16 protein-coding genes are annotated in these 17,963 nt (G+C 58.9%); 13 read left to right on the top strand and 3 right to left on the bottom strand.

What is annotated here, in order from left to right:
* The first annotated feature begins 113 nt into the window (after positions 1 to 113).
* From E8K88_RS02200 to E8K88_RS02180, 5 genes are all read left to right on the top strand, one after another.
* Positions 114 to 2,774, top strand: a complete 2,661-nt coding sequence (locus E8K88_RS02200; RefSeq protein WP_136405008.1) for a TonB-dependent siderophore receptor — start codon at positions 114 to 116, stop codon at positions 2,772 to 2,774.
* A complete protein-coding gene (locus E8K88_RS02195; protein ID WP_136405007.1) occupies positions 2,774 to 3,079 on the top strand; it encodes a DUF3649 domain-containing protein in 306 nt (101 codons plus the stop codon). Before E8K88_RS02200 ends, E8K88_RS02195 begins: the two co-directional genes overlap by 1 nt.
* A gap of 300 nt (positions 3,080 to 3,379) precedes the next feature.
* Entirely contained in the window at positions 3,380 to 5,029 is a 1,650-nt protein-coding gene (locus E8K88_RS02190; protein WP_240754277.1) for a PepSY-associated TM helix domain-containing protein, read from the top strand.
* Positions 5,026 to 5,340 carry a DUF3325 domain-containing protein gene (locus E8K88_RS02185; protein WP_240754276.1) on the top strand — a complete coding sequence of 105 codons (315 nt, stop codon included), beginning with the start codon at positions 5,026 to 5,028 and terminating at the stop codon, positions 5,338 to 5,340. The genes E8K88_RS02190 and E8K88_RS02185 overlap by 4 nt, the downstream gene beginning before the upstream one ends.
* Positions 5,341 to 5,402: 62 nt before the next feature.
* The gene (locus E8K88_RS02180) at positions 5,403 to 6,572 is read left to right on the top strand and encodes a YncE family protein (RefSeq protein WP_136405006.1); all 1,170 of its coding nucleotides are present in this window, start codon (positions 5,403 to 5,405) and stop codon (positions 6,570 to 6,572) included.
* A 297-nt stretch (positions 6,573 to 6,869) separates the two neighbouring features.
* Here the strand turns inward: E8K88_RS02180 and mnmC2 are convergent, their stop codons facing one another.
* Both mnmC2 and E8K88_RS02170 read right to left on the bottom strand, forming a co-directional pair.
* On the bottom strand, positions 6,870 to 8,942 hold the full coding sequence (gene mnmC2 / locus E8K88_RS02175) for a tRNA (5-methylaminomethyl-2-thiouridine)(34)-methyltransferase MnmC2 (protein WP_136405005.1): 2,073 nt from the start codon (positions 8,940 to 8,942) through the stop codon (positions 6,870 to 6,872).
* Positions 8,943 to 9,090: 148 nt separating this feature from the next.
* Positions 9,091 to 9,360, bottom strand: a complete 270-nt coding sequence (locus tag E8K88_RS02170) for an oxidative damage protection protein (protein ID WP_136405004.1) — start codon at positions 9,358 to 9,360, stop codon at positions 9,091 to 9,093.
* A gap of 110 nt (positions 9,361 to 9,470) precedes the next feature.
* Between E8K88_RS02170 and E8K88_RS02165 the strand changes: the two genes are divergently transcribed.
* The 8 genes from E8K88_RS02165 (at position 9,471) to E8K88_RS02130 (ending at position 16,360) form a co-directional block, all read left to right on the top strand.
* Complete coding sequence (locus E8K88_RS02165; RefSeq protein ID WP_136405003.1) at positions 9,471 to 10,505, top strand: sulfate ABC transporter substrate-binding protein; 1,035 nt, start codon at positions 9,471 to 9,473, stop codon at positions 10,503 to 10,505.
* A 57-nt stretch (positions 10,506 to 10,562) separates the two neighbouring features.
* Positions 10,563 to 11,207 carry an NAD(P)H-dependent oxidoreductase gene (locus E8K88_RS02160; RefSeq protein WP_136405002.1) on the top strand — a complete coding sequence of 215 codons (645 nt, stop codon included), beginning with the start codon at positions 10,563 to 10,565 and terminating at the stop codon, positions 11,205 to 11,207.
* A 69-nt stretch (positions 11,208 to 11,276) separates the two neighbouring features.
* Entirely contained in the window at positions 11,277 to 11,552 is a 276-nt protein-coding gene (locus E8K88_RS02155; RefSeq protein WP_136405001.1) for a hypothetical protein, read from the top strand.
* Positions 11,553 to 11,835: 283 nt separating this feature from the next.
* Positions 11,836 to 12,846, top strand: a complete 1,011-nt coding sequence (locus E8K88_RS02150; RefSeq protein ID WP_136405000.1) for a sulfonate ABC transporter substrate-binding protein — start codon at positions 11,836 to 11,838, stop codon at positions 12,844 to 12,846.
* Between the two features lie 137 nt (positions 12,847 to 12,983).
* Complete coding sequence (gene ssuD, locus E8K88_RS02145; protein WP_136404999.1) at positions 12,984 to 14,144, top strand: FMNH2-dependent alkanesulfonate monooxygenase; 1,161 nt, start codon at positions 12,984 to 12,986, stop codon at positions 14,142 to 14,144.
* 102 nt (positions 14,145 to 14,246) lie between these two features.
* Entirely contained in the window at positions 14,247 to 15,173 is a 927-nt protein-coding gene (gene ssuC / locus E8K88_RS02140; protein ID WP_136404998.1) for an aliphatic sulfonate ABC transporter permease SsuC, read from the top strand.
* 13 nt (positions 15,174 to 15,186) lie between these two features.
* A complete protein-coding gene (locus E8K88_RS02135) occupies positions 15,187 to 16,116 on the top strand; it encodes an ATP-binding cassette domain-containing protein (RefSeq protein WP_136404997.1) in 930 nt (309 codons plus the stop codon).
* Positions 16,117 to 16,144: 28 nt separating this feature from the next.
* The gene (locus E8K88_RS02130) at positions 16,145 to 16,360 is read left to right on the top strand and encodes a TOBE domain-containing protein (RefSeq protein ID WP_136404996.1); all 216 of its coding nucleotides are present in this window, start codon (positions 16,145 to 16,147) and stop codon (positions 16,358 to 16,360) included.
* Positions 16,361 to 16,456: 96 nt separating this feature from the next.
* Here the strand turns inward: E8K88_RS02130 and E8K88_RS02125 are convergent, their stop codons facing one another.
* Entirely contained in the window at positions 16,457 to 17,932 is a 1,476-nt protein-coding gene (locus tag E8K88_RS02125; RefSeq protein ID WP_136404995.1) for a glutamate synthase subunit beta, read from the bottom strand.
* Positions 17,933 to 17,963: the final 31 nt, after the last annotated feature.

Here is a 17,963-nt window from a genome sequence, read left to right as displayed (position 1 = left end):
GTGCTGAGCAGCCCTGTGCATGTTCTTATGGAGGAGCGTGTCTGGATGGTGCCGCAGCCAACTGCGCGTGCCTCCTGCATTGGCATTGACTTGGTCATTTCTCTGGTATTTGTATGCAATCGACACCTCTTTGCACTGCGGCCACAAGCACCACTGCAGCGCGCGCCACTACCCCCAATTCTTGCTTTGCAGCAGCTCAGAAGAGCGCCGCTGCAGTGCCGGTGTTTCATCGCCACAGCATCGCCAAGGCTTTGACGCAGGCACTGCTGATGGCTGGTGTGGGCATGGCGGTTGTGCACCATGATGCGGTCATGGCCCAAGCCCAGGAAGTGGCGCAAACGCAGCAATACGCGATTGCAGCAGGTTCCTTGCAGCAAGTCCTTGAGCGTTTGGGTAGCCATGCTGGCTTGATCATTCAGTACGATGCGGCTTCGCTGCAAGGCCTCAGCAGCCCCGGCGTGCAAGGTCTGCTGTCGCCTGCCGCCGCGTTGAAACAAGCGCTGCAAGGCAGCGGTCTTGAAGCCGTGGGCCAAGGTGAGGGTGTATTTAGCGTGCGTGAGCCACTCGAGGCGGCGGTGCAAGGCGCTGCAGCAACAGTCGGTGCCAAAGGCGATGCACTGCAGGAAGTAGTGGTCAGCGCAGAGATCTCGCCCACCGATGCCTCCAGCGAATATACCGGCATGTACGCACCTGTTGGGCAAACCGACACAGCCACCCGTATGGGCTTGCGCTTGCAGGAAACACCGCAGTCGGTCAGCGTGATCACGCACCAGCAAATCGATGAGCTGGGCCTGCAAACCGTGGATGATGTGCTGCTGCACACCACCGGCGTGACCGCAAGCACGGCCGCGCCAGGCGGCGGCTACCAATTCACCTCGCGCGGCTTTGACATCACGAATATGCAAGTCGATGGTTTGCAGGGCAGCTACCGCGCCACCGGCCGGGGCCCATTCAATGCCAGTATTTTGGATTCCTCGCTGTACGATCGCGTTGAGGTTGTGCGTGGTGCGACCGGTTTGGTCACCGGGGCAGGTGATCCGTCGGCGGTAGTCAATATGATGCGCAAGCGCCCTGGCAAAACCTTTGCGGCCAGCGCTTCGGTGGCTGTGGGTACCTGGAGCCACCGCCGTGTGACGGGAGACTTTGGCGGTCCCTTGACTGAAGATGGCCGTGTGCGGGGCCGCATCATTGCGGCGCACCGCCAGACCGACTCGTTCGTCAATTTCAGAAGCGAAGATGACTCGCTGCTGTCTGGTACTTTCGAGGTCGATCTGGCGCCGCGTACATTGCTGACCTTTGGCCACGACTACCAGGCCACGAACATGGATGGCGAATCCAACACCGGTATTCCGCTGTATGACAGCACTGGCGCGCGCATTGATTTGCCGCGCTCGATCACGGTTGCGCCGACCTGGACCTACTGGAATAAGCGCTACAACAACAGCTTTGTCTATCTGGACCATGCGTTTGACAATGGCTGGAAAACCAAACTGGCGTACAGCCACAACAAGAACAGTGGCGATGCGCTGCTCTCGGGCAATGGCTCAACCATTCCCAGGCTGGTGACTGTGATCAACCCAGACGGATCGGGCTGGAGCGTGCGCCCGAACATGGCCGCCAACGGCTACCGCTACCAGGACAATGCCGAGGTCAATGCGAATGGCCCATTCAGCCTGTTTGGTCGCACCCACCAGCTGTCGGTTGGCATCAGTGGCACGCGCAGCGCCGATACCGCACACACACTGGACTTTGATTCACCACAAGACTACAACGTGCCCAATATCTACAACTGGGACGGCTCAATGCCCGCGCCCAAGGTGGTGTGGACCGGTGCCAAAACCCGCACGGTGACGCAGCAGTTTGGTTACTTTGGCAGTGCACGTTTTCATGTGGCTGATCCGCTGCACGTGATCGTCGGCGGGCGCTTGTCGAACTACAAAACCTACCGCGAGAACTACAACACCAGCGGTGTGCTGGCATCGACCAATGGCCGCTTGGACTATTCGAGCCAGCTCATCCCATTTGTGGGTGTGACTTATGCGATTAACCCGGATTACACCGCTTACGCCAGTTACAGCGAAATCTTCAAGCCGCAAAACTACCGCGACAAAAACAACAACTTCCTTGACCCCATTACTGGTAAAAACATCGAGCTTGGTCTGAAAGCCGAGCTACTGGACAAGCGCCTGAACTTCAACGTGGCGGTGTTTGAGGCCAAACAAGACAATTTGGCCGTGCTCGATGACAGCGTGCCACTCAATTCCTTGCCCGATGGTGGCCAGGCCTACAAGTCCACAGGCAAAGGCAATCGCTCGCGCGGCGTTGAGTTGGAAACCACAGGGTTCCTGTCGCGCAACTGGCAGGTGTTTGCCGCTTACAGCAATACCAGAACCACGAATGGCGCAGGCGAGGCGATCAACACGCACATCCCGCGCCAAATGTTCAAGCTCGGCACCAGTTACCAATTCAGCGGCGCACTCAGCGGCCTGAGTGCAGCCAGCACCGTGCACTGGCATGACAAACGCGAGATGTGGACTGTGGGCGCTGGTAGCGCAGGCCTGTCCTTGCCAGGCGTAGGTGCGTTGGACACCCCGCCGCACGGCAGCTACACCACGGTTGGCGTGCATTTGGGTTACCGCTTCAACAGCTACTGGCAGGCCACGCTCAATATCAACAACCTGTTTGACAAGCAGTACTACGACAACTACGTGCCATTCCGCGCCAAATACGGCCCACCGCGCAATGCCCAATTGGCGCTGCGCTACCAGTGGTGATGACAGGGGAGGCTTGGCCGCCACTGCATGCGGGCCGCGCATGGCTGAGCCGCTACGGCCCATTGTTGTCGCGCGTAGTCGCGGCGGTGTTGGGCGGCTATGGGCTGGCGGTGCTGACGACGCTTGCCGCCTTGGCTTTGCCCACCTCACGCCCTGAAGCGGCTTTGGCCGGTTTGCTTGCGAGCTTTTTGGTTTACGCCGCAGCCATTATTTGGGTGTTTGCTGTGCGCAGTGCCATGCGGGCATGGCTAGGCCTGTGCGTGGCTGCTGCTGTGCTGCTGCCGTTCGCATGGGTGGCGCGCTAGTGCAGATGCGCTGCGCATTGTTTCAGGCCTGGACTGCCAGTGTGCTGTACCAGGTTTGGATTGCTTGTTGGCGGCAGTGGCAGCGCGCTGTGATGGCGCTGTGCATGGTCCTTGTTGTTCATTCTCTTTGTATGGTTTGCAATGTCTGCGCCCCATAGTGCTTCTTCGCCGGTGACTGCTGCAATGGCTGAGAGTCCGCCTGTGCCTCAGGAACCTCAAGTTCCTCAAATCCTTCAAGCTCCGCTAGTGGCTAAAAGCGCTGGGGCCAAACATGCCAAGGCCCCTGGTTTGCGGCAAACCATGTCTGACTTGCATATTTGGACTGGCTTGCTGGCCGGCTGGATTTTGTATGCGGTGTTTTTGACCGGCACACTGGCTTTTTTTCGCGACGAGACTTCGCTGTACATGCGGCCAGAGTTGCCAGCCGTGCACGCACCACAGGCGCAGGATACGGCTGCAGTGGTGCAGCGCTATGTCGACAAAACGTTGGGCTTGGCGCCAGATGTGTCGCAGCTGAGCATCACACCGCCCAGCGCACGCAACCCCTTGGTTGCCGTCAGCTATCGCAGCGAAAGCCTGGCGGCGCAAGCAGCAGCCTCGCCATCTGCCGAGCCACGCCGGCGATTGCCTGGCATGCGCGGCGTGGTCAATGCCAGTTACGACCCGTCAACCGGTGAGCCAGTGCAGGCCCGCGCAACGCGGGGCGGAGATTTTTTCTATATCTTCCACTTCAATCTGCACTACATGCCCGCGATGTGGGCGCGCTGGATTGTGGGCGTGTGCGCGATGTTCATGCTGGTGGCCATCATCAGCGGCGTGATCACGCACAAGAAGATCTTCGCCGACTTTTTCACCTTCCGCTGGGGCAAAGGACAGCGCAGCTGGCTTGATGCACACAACGCTTTGTCGGTGCTGGGTTTGCCGTTTCACTTCATGATCACCTGGAGTGGCCTGGTGACTTTGATGTTGCTGTATTTGCCGTGGTCGGTCGATGTGGCCTTTCCGACGGCGCCAGAGCGCCAGCAATTCCAGGCGCACATGCGCGGTGGCCAGGCTGTGAATAGCCGCCCAAGTGGCGAGGTTGCACCTCTGGCGTCGGTGGCTGAGATGGTCTTGCAGGCCCAGCAGATGTGGCAGTCGCCCCATATCGGCTCGGTGAGCGTGCAGCATCCGGGTGACGCCAAGGCCCAGGTAGTGATCACGCAGGGCGAGCAAGGCAAGCTCAGCACCACCCAGCGCGCCTTGGTGTTTGATGGAACGAATGGCAAGTTGCTGGCGCGTCAAGACGGTGGCGGCATTGCGGCAGAAACGCGTGGCGTGCTTTATGGCCTGCATCTGGGGCGCTTCGCGGATAGTGTCACGCGTTGGCTGTACTTCATCGTCAGTTTGGCAGGCACGGCCATGGTGGGCACGGGCTTGGTGCTGTGGACCGTCAAGCGCCGAGCACGGCTGCCCGACCCCGCGCAGCCGCACTTTGGTTTTCGTCTGGTCGAGCGGCTCAACATCGCCACGATTGCGGGCTTGTCGGTCGCCATTGCGGCATATTTCTGGCTCAACCGCCTTTTGCCTTTGGATCTTGCCAATCGCGCCGCTGCTGAAATCAATGGCTTTTTCATCGTCTGGTTAGGTGCGCTGGCTTGGGCCTTGCTGCGACCGGCCAAACGCGCCTGGGTCGAGTTGCTGCTGGTTGCTGCCGTGCTATTGGCGGCTTTGCCTGTGGTCAACACGTTTTTCACCGAACGGGGCCTGCTGCGCAGCGTGTGGCTGGGCGATTGGGTATTTGCTGGCTTTGATTTGAGCCTGTGGGTTTTTGCTGCAGCCCATGCTTGGCTGGCTTATCGCACGCTCAAGCACCAGCCCAGGCTCAAACCAAAAGCCAAGGCAAGGGCACAACCGCACACCAAGGCCGATGCTAATGCAGTCGCCCAGCAACAAGAGGTCTCTGTATGAACACTCTGGCATCTTGGGCCCATGCGCTGATGGGGCTGAGCGCATGGGCCGGTTTTTTCTGCCTGGCATTGGCGATGGAGCGCCACCAAAACGATCTGTGGGCACGCAGCTTCTCGCAGGGTGCCAACTGGCTGCTGCGCGCCATCGGCTGGGGGCTGTTGGTGCTGGGTTTGGTGGTGGCCGTGCAGGCTAAAGGCTGGGGGTTTGGCCTGGCCTTATTCAGTGGCCATACCAGTGCGGCGGCCGGCCTGGTCGTCGTTGCTTTGCTGTTGATCAACCGCTACCACGAGCGTGCGCGCCAGAAGGCCTGAGGGTTCCAAGACGCGCCTTTTTCAATCCATTGTTTTTCAATCCATTGTTTCTTCAGAGGTTTATGATGCAAAAGACTTTCCTGCGTTTCAGCCTGGGCCTGGTGGCAGCCGCCACTTTGGCCGCTTGTCAACACACTCCACCAACTGCTATGGATACCGCTTCGACTTCTCAACACGCGGCGGTGGGCGAGCAAGTCACTCGCCAGGCGTTGGCGCCTGCTTTGTATGAAATCGCCTACTCGGCCAAGCACAACGCGGTGTTTGTGGCTTCGGCCGGTGGCCGAGAGGCCGATGCACCCAAGCCCCGCATTTACAGGCTCGACCCAAACACTTTGGCCGTGCAGGCTGAAATCATGCTCGAGCGCCCAGGCTTGGGACTGACTCTGGATGATGAGAGCAACCGCTTGTATGTGGGCAATGCGTTCCATGCCTCGGTCACGGTGATTGACACCGCCAGCAATGGCATCGTGGGCGTAGCCCAACTGGCCGAGCAGATTGAAGCACCTGACCACACAGGCAAAATCGTGCAGCGCTATCCATTCAATTTGCGTGAGCTGGTGTTGGACAAAGCCAATCACCGCCTATACGCCCCCGGCCTGTGGTTCAGCGATGGCGTCTTGTATGTGATGGATACCGACACGCTGCAATTAGAAAAAGTCATTCCCGGTTTTGGTTTTGGTGCCGCAGGCATTGCGCTGGATGCCAAAGCAGGCAAGGTGTATGTGAGCAATATGCAAGGCCAGTTGCTGACCGTGGATACAAGCAGCCTGGAGCTGCTACACACCCATGAGATTGCCGCCGACCAATTGCTCAATCTGGCAGTGGACCGCAGCACCGGCCAGGTGTTGGCAACTGACCATGGCTCAGACAATCCCAATACCGTGCGTGAAAAAATCGCCAAGTTGGACTACCACATTCGCGGTGATGGCAATCGAGTCGCGGTGATTGATCCAGCGACGGGCCAGGTGCAAAGCAGTATTGCGACCGGCCAACGCCCTGTGGCCTTGCTGATTGATGAGCCGCGCCAGCGCTTGTATGTGACGAACCGTGATTCGGCTTCGGTTACTGTATACGACAGCCGCACACACGCGTTGCTCAAGACTTTTGCATTGCCATCGCACCCCAATAGCTTGGCCTTGGATGCGCAGTCAGGTGCGGTGTTTGTCACGATTAAAAACAGTGACAAGGACCCGCAGGGCAGCGCCGAAAGTGTGGCCCGCATCCAGTGGTAGGCCATGTTGGAGCACAGCAGCGGTAGCGCCTTTGGATGTCGAGCAGCGGGCTTATCGCCTGCTTGCACCGGGTGGGACTCAAACCCACCTTTGCCAGGCTGACGGTGCTGCAGTTGCCTTTGAATGCGCAGGCACCGGTGCGTTTTGCCGATAGGCGGCGCCATGTCCGCGAGACAAACCAGGGCTTGTCGACGCATCCAGCGCAGAGCTGATGAGCAGCCTCTCAAACGCCTGCATTTGGCAGGCCTTGAAGCAGCAGCCAGTCCATCGCGGTGCGAGGCTGAAATTGGTGGGCCGCTAGATGCGGCTGGTACTCAATAGTTTGGCCAGCGATTGCTCGATCGGCAGTGGCTCTTCATGCAGCGCACAGACCAAGGCTTCGGCGCACAGCAAAGACAGGGTCAGGCCGCGCGAACCCAGTCCTGTGGCCAATAGCAGATTGGGCTGCTGCGTGCTGATCGCACCATACAACGGCGTGCGGTCAGCCACCGTGCAGCGCACGCCACTCCAGGTACGCAGCGATGGCGCTGCGGCGTCAAACAACTGCTCGGCCAAGTGCGCGCCTATTGCAGGCATCAAAATCCCCAGGCGTTGGCGGTTGGTTGCCAGTGCCGTGGCAATGTCAGCCGAATTGGGGGCGGCCAAAGCGTGCTCGCGCTCAAAAGTCCCTGCGCTGATCCAAAAGTGCGCACCAGCGGTTTGGTTCGGCGTGTCCTGGGGCACACGAATCAGGCTGCCTTTGCCATTGATTGGCCAGGCAGGCCAGGTGGCTTTGGTGTCTGTGGCATCGCCCCAGGCCACTTGGCCGCGCACAGCGTTGAGCGGCCAAGTGGTACTGCTCAGGGGCGCTAGCAAGTCTTTGCTCTGGTGGGCGGCGGCGATGATGACACAGTCCGCCTGTATGGCTTCTGCCGCTGGCTTGGCGGCCTGTGCTTGCGTGGCAGCCAGCCGAACACTCCAGGTCGACCAAGGCGCTGTTGGCGATGCTTCAGAAGGCGTCTGCGACTGTGCAATAGGCGGGGTAATAAGAGGGGTAGCCGGCGTAATGGCCAAGACTGTGGTGTGCGTGTGCACTTCAATCAAAGGATGGTCCAGCAAAGCTGCCACCAATTGGGCCGGCTTGATCCAGCCTGCATACGCGTGCCAAATGGCTGGGTGGGATCCGGGGCTTGGGGAGTCGCCCTGTGCATCAATGCCTGCTTGCAGGCGCTGCTCGGCGCTGGCATTGATCGACGCCTGGCTGGCGATGCCATCTGTTGCAGGATTTAGCGGTAAGCCCTTGTGCTTGTCCACACGGTGCTCAATCACACCGCTGGCTTGCCAGTCCAGCGCCTCTCGCAGCAGGCGCTTGGCGGTTTTACGCGTGGCGCGCAGGCCTGCGCGCGTCAGGCGTGACAGCGGCGCATCGTCGGGCGTGATGTGCGGCGCAAACAGGCCTGCAGGCAAGGCCGATGCACCTTGCGCGATGCCGCCTGCGCGCTCTACCACGGTGACATGCCAGCCCCGCTCAGCCATTGCGCGTGCGGTGCTGGCGCCCGCAATCCCCGCACCGATGACAACGCAGCGCCGTGTGCTGGCAGTGCGCAAGGCCACAGGCAAGGGGGGCGTCAGAGCCGTGTCCAGGCTGCGCTTTTTGAGCGGCCATGCCGGTGCGTAGAGCGCTTGCACGTTGTGTTTTTTCGGTGCAATGCCAGCAACGCGCTCGACCTGAAACCCTACTTGCGACAATGCATCGCGCACGTGCCGTGCGGCGCACCAGGTCGCCAACCGGGTCTGGCCGGCTTTGCAGCAACGCGCCACCGCTTTGAGGGTGTCCAAGCTCCAGATGTCGGGGTTTTTGGCTGGGCTGAAACCATCGAGGTACACGCTGTCGGCTTGCCACGACTGGCTGCGCAGCCATTGCTGGGCATCGCCAATTGCCAGCGTCAAATGCACACGGTTGTTGTCCAGGCTGATGCGGTGGATGCCGCTGTGCATATCCCAGTATTGCTGCACCAATGCTTGCGCGAGTTCCAGCAGCTGTGGGTAGCGCTGCTGGGCGGCCGCTAGGATTTCTGCGGCGCTGACGGGCCAGGCCTCGGTCGAGACAAAATGCAGTTGCTGCGGGCGCTCTGGGTCATCGCGCCAGGCTTGCCATGTGACCAAAAAATTCAGGCCCAGACCAAAGCCTGTCTCCAGCACACACCAGCTATTGTGCTTCGCCCAGGCAGAGGGCAAATGGCAGCCATGCAAAAAACTGCCGACAGACTGGAGGAGGCCGCCGTCGCGGCGGCTGTGGTAGCGGTCATTAAACCGCGTCGAAAAAGGCGAACCATCTTCGAGCCAGTCAATGGCTTGGGGTGACGATTCGGGTTCGCTGGCGTGGTTCATGGGGTCAAGCACAAGGTAAAAGCCCAGTCACAAGGACTGGGCACAAGCCATCTATCAGTAGAAGTAGGCGCTGCTCGCTTGAGCAGCCCTGTGGGCTGGCGCAGCACGCCAGTGCCAGAGGCTCTAATGGGCAGAGAGACCGTCCAGCTTATTGTTGCGGGACGTAGCCTTGGGCCGCATCGGCGCCAGCACCAAAAAAGTGCTGCTCCATTTGACGTGCCAGGTATTGGCGCGCGCGGGCATCGGCCAGGTTCAGGCGGTTTTCATTGACCAGCATGGTCTGGTGCTTCATCCAGTCTGCCCAGGCTGCTTTGCTGACGCTTTCGTAAATGCGCTTGCCCAGCTCGCCTGGATACGGTGGGAAATCCAAACCTTCTGCTTCGGTACCTAATTTGATGCATTGAACCATGTGGGCCATATATATCTCTTCGTAATTTAGTAGTGAGAAATAAGTAGTTCTGGTGTTAAGACGAAATCCGCACAATCGTGGTCATTCGAAAACACTACTTATTTCTCAAAGGCAACAAGATGACAATTCGCCGCTACTTTATCAAGAAAAGCTTGACCGCAGCAGCTCTGGGGGTGTCTGCACTGCTGCTGGGCAGTTTGGCGACAGTGCAGGCGCAAGAGACGGTCAAACTTTTGAACGTGTCCTACGACCCCACGCGCGAATTGTATGCACAGTTCAATCAGGCATTTGCCAAGCACTGGAAAGAGACCAAAGGCCAGGACGTGAGCATCCAGCAGTCACACGGTGGCTCAGGCAAGCAGGCGCGCTCGGTGATTGACGGTTTGGAGGCAGATGTTGTGACCTTGGCCTTGGCCGGTGACGTGGATGCCTTGCATACCAATGGCAATTACCTGCCTGAGAACTGGCAAGCCCGTTTGCCGCACAATTCAGCGCCGTACACGTCCACCATTGTGTTCTTGGTGCGCGCTGGCAACCCCAAGGGCATCAAAGATTGGGATGATTTGATCAAGCCAGGTGTTGAGGTGATTACACCCAATCCCAAAACCAGCGGCGGTGCGCGCTGGAACTACCTGGCTGCATGGGAATATGGCAGTCGCCACTACGGTGGTGATGACAAAGCCAAAGAGTATGTGCAAAAACTGTTTGAACACGTGCCCGTGCTGGATGCCGGTGCACGGGGTGCCACGGCATCGTTCACGCAGCGCGGTTTGGGCGATGTGCTGCTGGCCTGGGAGAACGAAGCATTTCTGGCTTTGAAAGAAGTGGGCAGCAGCCAGTTTGAAATTGTTGTGCCTTCTCTGAGTATTTTGGCTGAGCCCTCGGTCAGCGTGGTCGACAAAGTGGTGGACCGCAAAGGCACGCGCGAAGTGGCCAATGCCTACCTGGAGTATTTGTACAGCGAAGAGGGCCAGGACATTGCCGGGCGCAATTTCTACCGTCCAACCAACGCCGCCATCAAAGCCAAATACGCGGAGCAATTCCCCCAACTGGAGTTGTTCACGATCGACGAGAAGTTCGGCGGGTGGAGCAAGGCTGCGGCAGACCACTTTGCCGACGGTGCTTCGTTTGACCAGATCTACACCAAACGCTGATTGCACACGCCCAACCTGGGCTGCTTTTTACCACGCACCACATCGCAGGAGTTAGTCATGGGAATCATCTTGGTCAATGCCAGTCCAGTGCCACGCTCGCGCAGTGCTGCCTTGTTGGCAGCAGCTCGGCAAAAGCTCAACGTGCTTGGACATTCGCCTCGCCAGCTGTGCATTGCGGACTTGCCATCGGCCAGCCTGCTGAGCCAGTCGGTGCAAGAAGGCGCGATTCGCTTGGCCGTGCAAGCTGTCGCACAAGCGCAAGCGGTGGTGATTGCTGCGCCGGTTTACCAAGCGGCATTCAGCGGTTTGCTCAAGGTGTTTCTGGACGTGCTGCCTGCTGATGCCTTGCAAGGCAAAACCGTGGCGCTACTGGCCACTGGCGTGCAAAAAGGCCAGACGGTCACGCTGGCGCAAACCATTGCGCCGGTCCTGCAGTCCTTGGGCGCCGAGCGCATTGTGCCCGGCGTGTATGCGCAGGACCACCAAGTGACGCTGCTGCCAGAAGGCGCCAGCTATGTGGTGCACCAGGACGTTTTGCAGCGTTTGGATGAGGTTTTGCAAGCCGTGCTCAGCAGCAAGGCGGCCACACAGGCCTGGTGGTTGCACGCGCAGGATTCAGCGGCCTTTGAAGCCGCGCAGTACCGCGCCATGGGCAGTTCGCTGGCCAGTGCCTATGCACGTATTCCGGCTTACGGTGTTTGAAACCAGGGCCATTGTCGAGTCGCCATCGAGTGATTGATGGGCGTTAGCAAACCAGTCAGGAGAGTCACCATGCCATTGAAAGTCAAGAGAAGGTCCCAAAAATCCCATATCCAAGCCAATGCCCCGGTGACATCCAGGCAGCAGGGCAAAGGCTTGACTTTGGCTGTGACCTGCGCTGCTGATGTGAGTGACCCCCAGGCCCGCCATGCATCGATATGGCTGCGTATCAAAGAAACCACGGCCTTTCACTGGGGCATGGGGGGTGTCAACCAGGCTGTACCGCAGCCTGTGTTGGCCGACTTCAAGCCCATTTGCCACCGTGCGACGGTGTGGTTTGCCAACTGATGGCGCCCAGCACGGCGGCTGTCTTACAAGCCAGCGCACAGGCACAGCAGCATGCATGAGGAGCCAGGCTTGCCAGTGTCACGGTCATGTGTAGACGCCCGCTAGCTTCCCAAAAACACGGCTCCATTGACTGAAATCGGCCTTGCCGCTTATCAGTGCAGGGGGTGCTGCGCCTTATTTTTTTTTTTGAATGTGCATGAGGTTGCGCTTGAGCTTGAGCTTGCTTGGTATGGCAGCTATGAGCTGCAGCCTTTCCACCCCATTTTTTTGATCGGCATAGGCCATGAAGAAAATCCATTCCGAATCGACACAGCCCAGCGCGCAAACGCTGCCATCGCGCTTGAGTCGCAGACAGGCGTTGCAAGGCTTGGGCCAGCTTGCGCTGGCCACGTTGCCGGCGTGGTCCTTGCCCGCGTTTGCGCAGGCCAGCCAGCCAGCACGCACACGCGTGCTGCGCATTGGCCACCAAAAAGGACTTTTGAGTCTGCTCAAGGCGCGCGGTACTTTGGAGGAAAAGCTGGCGCCACTGGGCGTGCGCGTGACCTGGACCGAATTCAATGCCGGCCCGGTGCAATTGGAAGCCTTGAATGTCGGCGCGATTGATTTTGGCGATGTCGGCGAAGCACCACCGATTTTTGCCCAAGCTGCAGGGGCCCCTTTGGCTTATGTGGCCTCTACCCCGCCACGGCCGCAGCTGGAGGCCGTGATCGTGCCCAAGGATTCGCCGATTCAAAGCGTTGGCGACCTCAAGGGCAAGCGTGTGGCTTTCAACAAGGGCTCGAACGTCCAGTATTTCCTGGTCAAGTTGCTGGAAAAGCATGGCTTGCAGTATTCGGATGTGCAACCGGTGTTCTTGCCGCCTGCCGATGCCCGTGCCGCTTTTGAACGTGGCGCAGTCGATGCCTGGTTGATTTGGGATCCGTTCCTGGCCGCTGCAGAAACCAGTCTGGAGGCGCGTCAAATCGCCAATGCCAAGGACGTGGTGAACAACCGTGGTTACTACTTCTCATCGCTGGATTACGCCAAGAACAATGCCGATGTGATCGCTGCAGTGATTGATGAGCTCAATGCCGTTGATGTGTGGGTGCGTGATAACCGCGAGGCAGCGGCACAAGAGCTGGCCGCCATATTGGGCCTGCCGCTGCCAGTGGTGCAGCGCTACCTCAGTCGTGGCGAGTTTGGCGTGCTGCCGATCACGCCTGAGGTATTGGCCGAGCAGCAGCACATTGCTGACACGTTCCTTGAGCTGAAACTCATCCCCAAAGCTTTGAACTTGAAAGAGGCCGCTGTGTAAGAGCTTGCTCAAATTCTCCGCTGAGCCGCTGCTCAGCAAGAGTCTGGGCCGCCAGGGCAGGCCGTAATGCCCTGCCTGTGATTTTGCAACTGAGCGTGTGCTGCCTATTCCCATGCACACCATGACGAGAACACACCATGTCGATTTTTTGGTTTATTCCTACGCACGGCGACAGCCGCTATCTTGGCACTGCCAAAGGCTCCAGAAATCTGGATTTGAAATACCTGCAGCAAATCGCCACTGCCGCCGACAGCCTGGGCTACGAAGGCGTGTTGATTCCGACTGGCCGCTCTTGCGAAGACCCGTGGGTCGTGGCGTCAGCGTTGCTGCCCGTGACGCAGCGCCTGAAGTTCTTGGTGGCAGTCAGACCCGGCCTGCACCAGCCCGCCTTGGCTGCGCGCATGGCAGCGACCTTTGACCGTTTGTCTGGGGGGCGTTTGCTGGTCAATCTGGTCACTGGTGGCAGCGAAGAAGAACTGGCAGGTGACGGCTTGTTTCTCAACCACGCCCAGCGCTACCAGGAATCGGAAGAATTCATTCGTATTTGGCGCGAGATTTTGACGCGCAGCCACACCGGTGAGCCCTACGACTATGACGGCCAGTATCTGAGCGTCAAGGGCGCGAGGCTGCTGTACCCGCCGCTGCAAAAACCGTATCCACCGGTGTTCTTCGGTGGCTCCTCTGAAGCGGCGCACCACTTGGCCGCTGAGCAAGTAGACACCTATTTGACCTGGGGTGAGCCGCCTGCAGCGGTGGCAGAAAAACTCGCGGATGTACGTGAAAAAGCCCAGCGGCGTGGTCGCACATTGCGTTATGGCATTCGCTTGCATGTGATTGTGCGAGAGACCGAAGAAGCCGCTTGGCAGGCAGCCGATGAGTTGATCAGCCATGTGTCTGAGCAAACAGCAGCCGTCGCGCATGCTGCGTTTGCGCGCATGGACTCGGTTGGCCAGCAACGCATGGCCGCACTGCACAAAGGCCGTCAAGGCAAAACCAGAAAAGACCTGGAAATCAGCCCCAATCTGTGGGCCGGTGTGGGCCTGGTGCGCGGCGGCGCTGGCACGGCCTTGGTCGGCAGTGCTGAACAAGTGGCTGAGCGCATCAAGGAATATGCCGCTTTGGGCATTGAAGACTTTGTGTTGTCTGGCTACCCACACCTGGAAGAGTCGTACCGCTTTGCCGAATTGGTCTTTCCATTGCTGCCGCCCTCCTTGCACAAGGGCTTGCAAGGCCAGCACGACTTCAGCATTGGTGAAGTGGTGGCCAATTTGTACACCCCGAAGGTGGCACAAAGCTAAGAACGTAAACGCGTTCTTAGGCGATGAGCGGCCTGCACGCCGCTCGACATGGGCTGCTGACAGTGTGTCCGCACGCTTGCATTTGATATCAAGGAGAGGCTTATGCCATCACCGGTTCAAGAGCTATCGACCTCTGCAATGCCTTCATTGCAGCAGGCTCCGTCTGAGCGATCTGCTTGGCGTGGGTTCAGTCAAGCGTGTAAGAGGGTGCGCAGCCAGACAAGCAGTAAGGCGGGCGATCAACTGCAAGCACAACACAAGCGCCTGCTTGCAGGCAGTGTAGGGGTGCTGCTGCCCTGGTTGGTGCCGCTGTTATTGGTCGCAGTGTGGCAGCTGTCGTCGTCGCTGGGCTGGTTGTCTGCCCGGGTCTTGCCATCGCCAGTACATGTGGTGCTGGCATTCTGGAATTTGGCGGTGTCCGGAGAGCTTTACAAGCATGTGCTTGTGAGTACGCAGCGCGCCTTCTTGGGGCTTGCCATTGGTGGCGGGCTGGGCTTGCTGTTTGGCCTTGTGAACGGCTCGGCCAAGTGGTGCGATGCCTTGTTCGATTCCAGCATCCAGATGGTGCGCAATATCCCGGCGCTGGCGATGATTCCGCTGGTGATTCTGTGGTTCGGCATTGACGAGGCCGCCAAGCTGTTTCTGATTGCTGTGGCGGTGTTTTTCCCGATCTACATCAACACCTACCACGGCATTAAAAGTGTTGACCCGCAGTTGGTGGAGATGGGGCGCGCCTATGGCTTATCGCGCTGGCAGCTGTATTGGCAAGTTGTTGTGCCGGGTGCTTTGGCCTCGATTCTGGTTGGTTTGCGTTTCGCGCTGGGTTTGATGTGGGTGATTTTGATTGTGGCCGAGACCATTTCATCGCAGTCCGGCATTGGTTATCTGACGATGAATGCCAGAGAGTTCTTGCAAACCGATGTGGTGCTGGTGGGCATCTTGCTGTATGCGATTTTGGGCAAGATGGCAGATTCGCTTGCTCGTTTATTAGAGAAGCGCTTGCTGCGCTGGAATCCGAACTACCGTTAAGCAGGAGCAGGCGATGCCTTTATTCAAACGATTTGCCACAGAGTTGGCCGCCGCTGCACGGGCATCGGCCTATGAGTCAGCCGCACATACCGGTAGTTTGTACACCACTCAGGCTACTGCTGCGCAGTCTGCCAGCCAAGAGCCGGCCAAGGCCCAGCCTGTGCCGGGTGTGCGCTTGCAGTTGCAGGCGGTGAGCAAGCGCTTTGGCGAGCGCGAGGTGTTGCACCCGATTGATTTGGAGGTGCAGCCCGGTGAATTCGTTGCGATTGTCGGGCGCAGCGGCTGCGGCAAAAGCACGTTGCTGCGTTTGGTCGCGGGCCTGGAGGCAGCCAGTACTGGCCAGTTGTCGCTCGATGGCCAGCCCTTGAAGGGCCTCAATGAGAACACCCGCATCATGTTCCAGGATGCGCGTTTATTGCCCTGGAAGTCGGTGCTGCACAACGTCGCTCTGGGGCTGCCCAAGTCGCAGCAACAACATGCACTGCAGGTTCTGGCGCAAGTGGGCTTGCTCGACCGGGCGCAAGATTGGCCAGCGAATTTGTCTGGTGGGCAACGCCAGCGTGTTGCACTGGCTCGCGCTTTGGTGCATGAGCCCCGGCTGCTGTTGCTCGACGAGCCCTTGGGGGCTTTGGATGCCCTCACGCGCATTGAAATGCATGCGCTGATTGAGCGCTTGTGGAGCCAGCTGGGCTTTACCGCACTCTTGGTCACGCACGACGTGCAAGAGGCGATTGCCTTGGCTGACCGTGTCCTGCTGATTGAAGACGGTGCGATCGCATTGGATGAGCGCATCACGCTGGCACACCCACGTGTGCGCGGCAGTGCTGAGTTTGCCGCGATAGAGCAACGCTTGCTCGGCCGTGTGCTGGCCAAGCCGGCGCAGGCGGAGCCACCGCAAGCACCACCCAGTCCCACGCCAGCGCGCTGGCAGTGGGCCATTTAATCCATACAACACGCTTTAAGGAGTCAGCATGTCCATTCAAGCTATCAATGTCCGCAACCAGTTCAAAGGCCAGATCAAGGAAATTATTCGTGGCGATGTGGTCTCCGAAGTGGATGTCCAAACGCCGTGGGGCGTTGTGACGTCGGTGATTACTACGCGCTCGGTCGATGAGTTGGGCTTGCAGGTGGGCTCTGAGGTCGTGGCCTTGGTCAAGTCGACCGAAGTGTCGATTGCCAAACTGTGATTGTTGTGCAGTCGCGCGCACTGGATTGATTGATACTCGTAAAAAAAGCGACATGCGCATCAGTGCATGTCGCTTTTTCATTGTGCTTGGCTGGTGTCAGCGTGGCAGTTCGCTCGCACCCATCAGGAACTCATCGACTGCGCGCGCTGCCTGGCGGCCTTCGCGGATTGCCCAGACAACCAGGGACTGGCCACGGCGGATATCGCCTGCGGCAAACAGTTTTGGCACGCTGGTTGCATAGCCGCCGACCAGCTCGGTGCTGGCGCGTACATTGCCGCGTGCATCGGTGTCAGCACCAAAGGCTTTGAGCACGGTTTGCACCGGGCTGACAAAGCCCATGGCCAAAAACACCATATCGGCTTTGATGGTTTGTTCGCTGCCAGGCACTTCGGTCATCTTGCCGTCTTGCCACTCCAGGCGCACGGTTTTGACGGCTGTCAATTTACCTTTCTCACCGACGAATTCCTTGGTCGCAATCGCGAATTCACGGATTGCACCTTCTTCATGGCTGGAGCTGGTGCGCAGTTTGATTGGCCAGTAAGGCCAGACCAAAGGCTTGTTCTCTTGCTCGGGCGGCATGGGCATCAGCTCGAATTGCGTGACGCTGGCCGCGCCATGGCGGTTGCTGGTGCCTACGCAGTCGCTGCCGGTGTCGCCGCCGCCAATGACCACCACGTGCTTGCCGTCAGCGCGCAATTGGTTTTTCAGCTTGTCGCCCGCATTGGCCTTGTTTTGCTGCGGCAGGAATTCCATCGCGAAATGCACGCCATCGAGCTCACGGCCTGGCACGGGCAGGTCACGGCTTTGTTCGGCACCACCGGTCAGCAAGACGGCGTCGAACTCGGCCATCAGCGTTTCCGGGGCAATCGTTTCTTTGGCCCAGTTGGTCACTTTGCTGTCTTTACCCAGACCATCTTTGCCAGCAATCAGCACGCTGGTGCGAATCTTCACACCTTCGGCCACGAGTTGCTCCACGCGTTGGTCGATGTGGCTTTTGTCGAGTTTGAAGTCAGGAATGCCGTAGCGCAGCAAACCGCCGACACGGTCGTTTTTCTCAAACAGCGTCACATCATGGCCGGCGCGGGCAAGCTGCTGGGCAGCAGCCAGACCCGCAGGTCCTGCGCCCACCACTGCGACCGTTTTGCCGGTTTTGGTCTTTGGCAATTGCGGCTTGACCCAACCTTCTTGAAAGGCGCGGTCGATGATCGCGTGTTCAATGCTCTTGATGCCAACTGCATCATCGTTGATGTTCAGCACGCAAGCGGCTTCGCAGGGGGCCGGGCAAATGCGGCCGGTGAACTCTGGGAAGTTGTTGGTGCTGTGCAGCACGGCAATCGCAGCGCGCCAGTCCTGGCGGTAGACCAGATCATTGAAGTCTGGAATGATGTTGTTGACTGGGCAGCCGTTGTTGCAAAACGGTGTGCCGCAGTCCATGCAACGCGCGCCCTGGATCTTGGCCTGCGAGTCGTCCAGCGCAATGACGAACTCCTTGTAGTCCTTCAAGCGCTTTTGCACTGGCAAATAGCCTTCTTCAATCCGGTCGTATTCTAGAAAACCTGTGGTCTTTCCCATTTTAGGAATCCTTGTTCATCGTGGCAGAGGC

The sequence above is a fragment of the Lampropedia aestuarii genome (genome assembly GCF_004803635.1).
GTDB classification, from domain to species: Bacteria; Pseudomonadota; Gammaproteobacteria; order Burkholderiales; family Burkholderiaceae_C; genus Lampropedia; species Lampropedia aestuarii.
The sequence above is the reverse complement of the archived record's forward strand: the minus strand, read 5'-3'. Positions and strand labels throughout refer to the sequence as shown.

What these genes read in the sequence shown, in the direction of transcription:
- E8K88_RS02200 (WP_136405008.1), top strand. Translation starts at nt 114, where the DNA reads ATGCAATCGACACCTCTTTGCACTGCGGCCACAAGCACCACTGCAGCG.
- E8K88_RS02195 (WP_136405007.1), top strand. Translation starts at nt 2,774, where the DNA reads ATGACAGGGGAGGCTTGGCCGCCACTGCATGCGGGCCGCGCATGGCTG.
- E8K88_RS02190 (WP_240754277.1), top strand. Translation starts at nt 3,380, where the DNA reads ATGTCTGACTTGCATATTTGGACTGGCTTGCTGGCCGGCTGGATTTTG.
- E8K88_RS02185 (WP_240754276.1), top strand. Translation starts at nt 5,026, where the DNA reads ATGAACACTCTGGCATCTTGGGCCCATGCGCTGATGGGGCTGAGCGCA.
- E8K88_RS02180 (WP_136405006.1), top strand. Translation starts at nt 5,403, where the DNA reads ATGATGCAAAAGACTTTCCTGCGTTTCAGCCTGGGCCTGGTGGCAGCC.
- mnmC2 (WP_136405005.1), bottom strand. Translation starts at nt 8,942, where the DNA reads ATGAACCACGCCAGCGAACCCGAATCGTCACCCCAAGCCATTGACTGG.
- E8K88_RS02170 (WP_136405004.1), bottom strand. Translation starts at nt 9,360, where the DNA reads ATGGCCCACATGGTTCAATGCATCAAATTAGGTACCGAAGCAGAAGGT.
- E8K88_RS02165 (WP_136405003.1), top strand. Translation starts at nt 9,471, where the DNA reads ATGACAATTCGCCGCTACTTTATCAAGAAAAGCTTGACCGCAGCAGCT.
- E8K88_RS02160 (WP_136405002.1), top strand. Translation starts at nt 10,563, where the DNA reads ATGGGAATCATCTTGGTCAATGCCAGTCCAGTGCCACGCTCGCGCAGT.
- E8K88_RS02155 (WP_136405001.1), top strand. Translation starts at nt 11,277, where the DNA reads ATGCCATTGAAAGTCAAGAGAAGGTCCCAAAAATCCCATATCCAAGCC.
- E8K88_RS02150 (WP_136405000.1), top strand. Translation starts at nt 11,836, where the DNA reads ATGAAGAAAATCCATTCCGAATCGACACAGCCCAGCGCGCAAACGCTG.
- ssuD (WP_136404999.1), top strand. Translation starts at nt 12,984, where the DNA reads ATGTCGATTTTTTGGTTTATTCCTACGCACGGCGACAGCCGCTATCTT.
- ssuC (WP_136404998.1), top strand. Translation starts at nt 14,247, where the DNA reads ATGCCATCACCGGTTCAAGAGCTATCGACCTCTGCAATGCCTTCATTG.
- E8K88_RS02135 (WP_136404997.1), top strand. Translation starts at nt 15,187, where the DNA reads ATGCCTTTATTCAAACGATTTGCCACAGAGTTGGCCGCCGCTGCACGG.
- E8K88_RS02130 (WP_136404996.1), top strand. Translation starts at nt 16,145, where the DNA reads ATGTCCATTCAAGCTATCAATGTCCGCAACCAGTTCAAAGGCCAGATC.
- E8K88_RS02125 (WP_136404995.1), bottom strand. Translation starts at nt 17,932, where the DNA reads ATGGGAAAGACCACAGGTTTTCTAGAATACGACCGGATTGAAGAAGGC.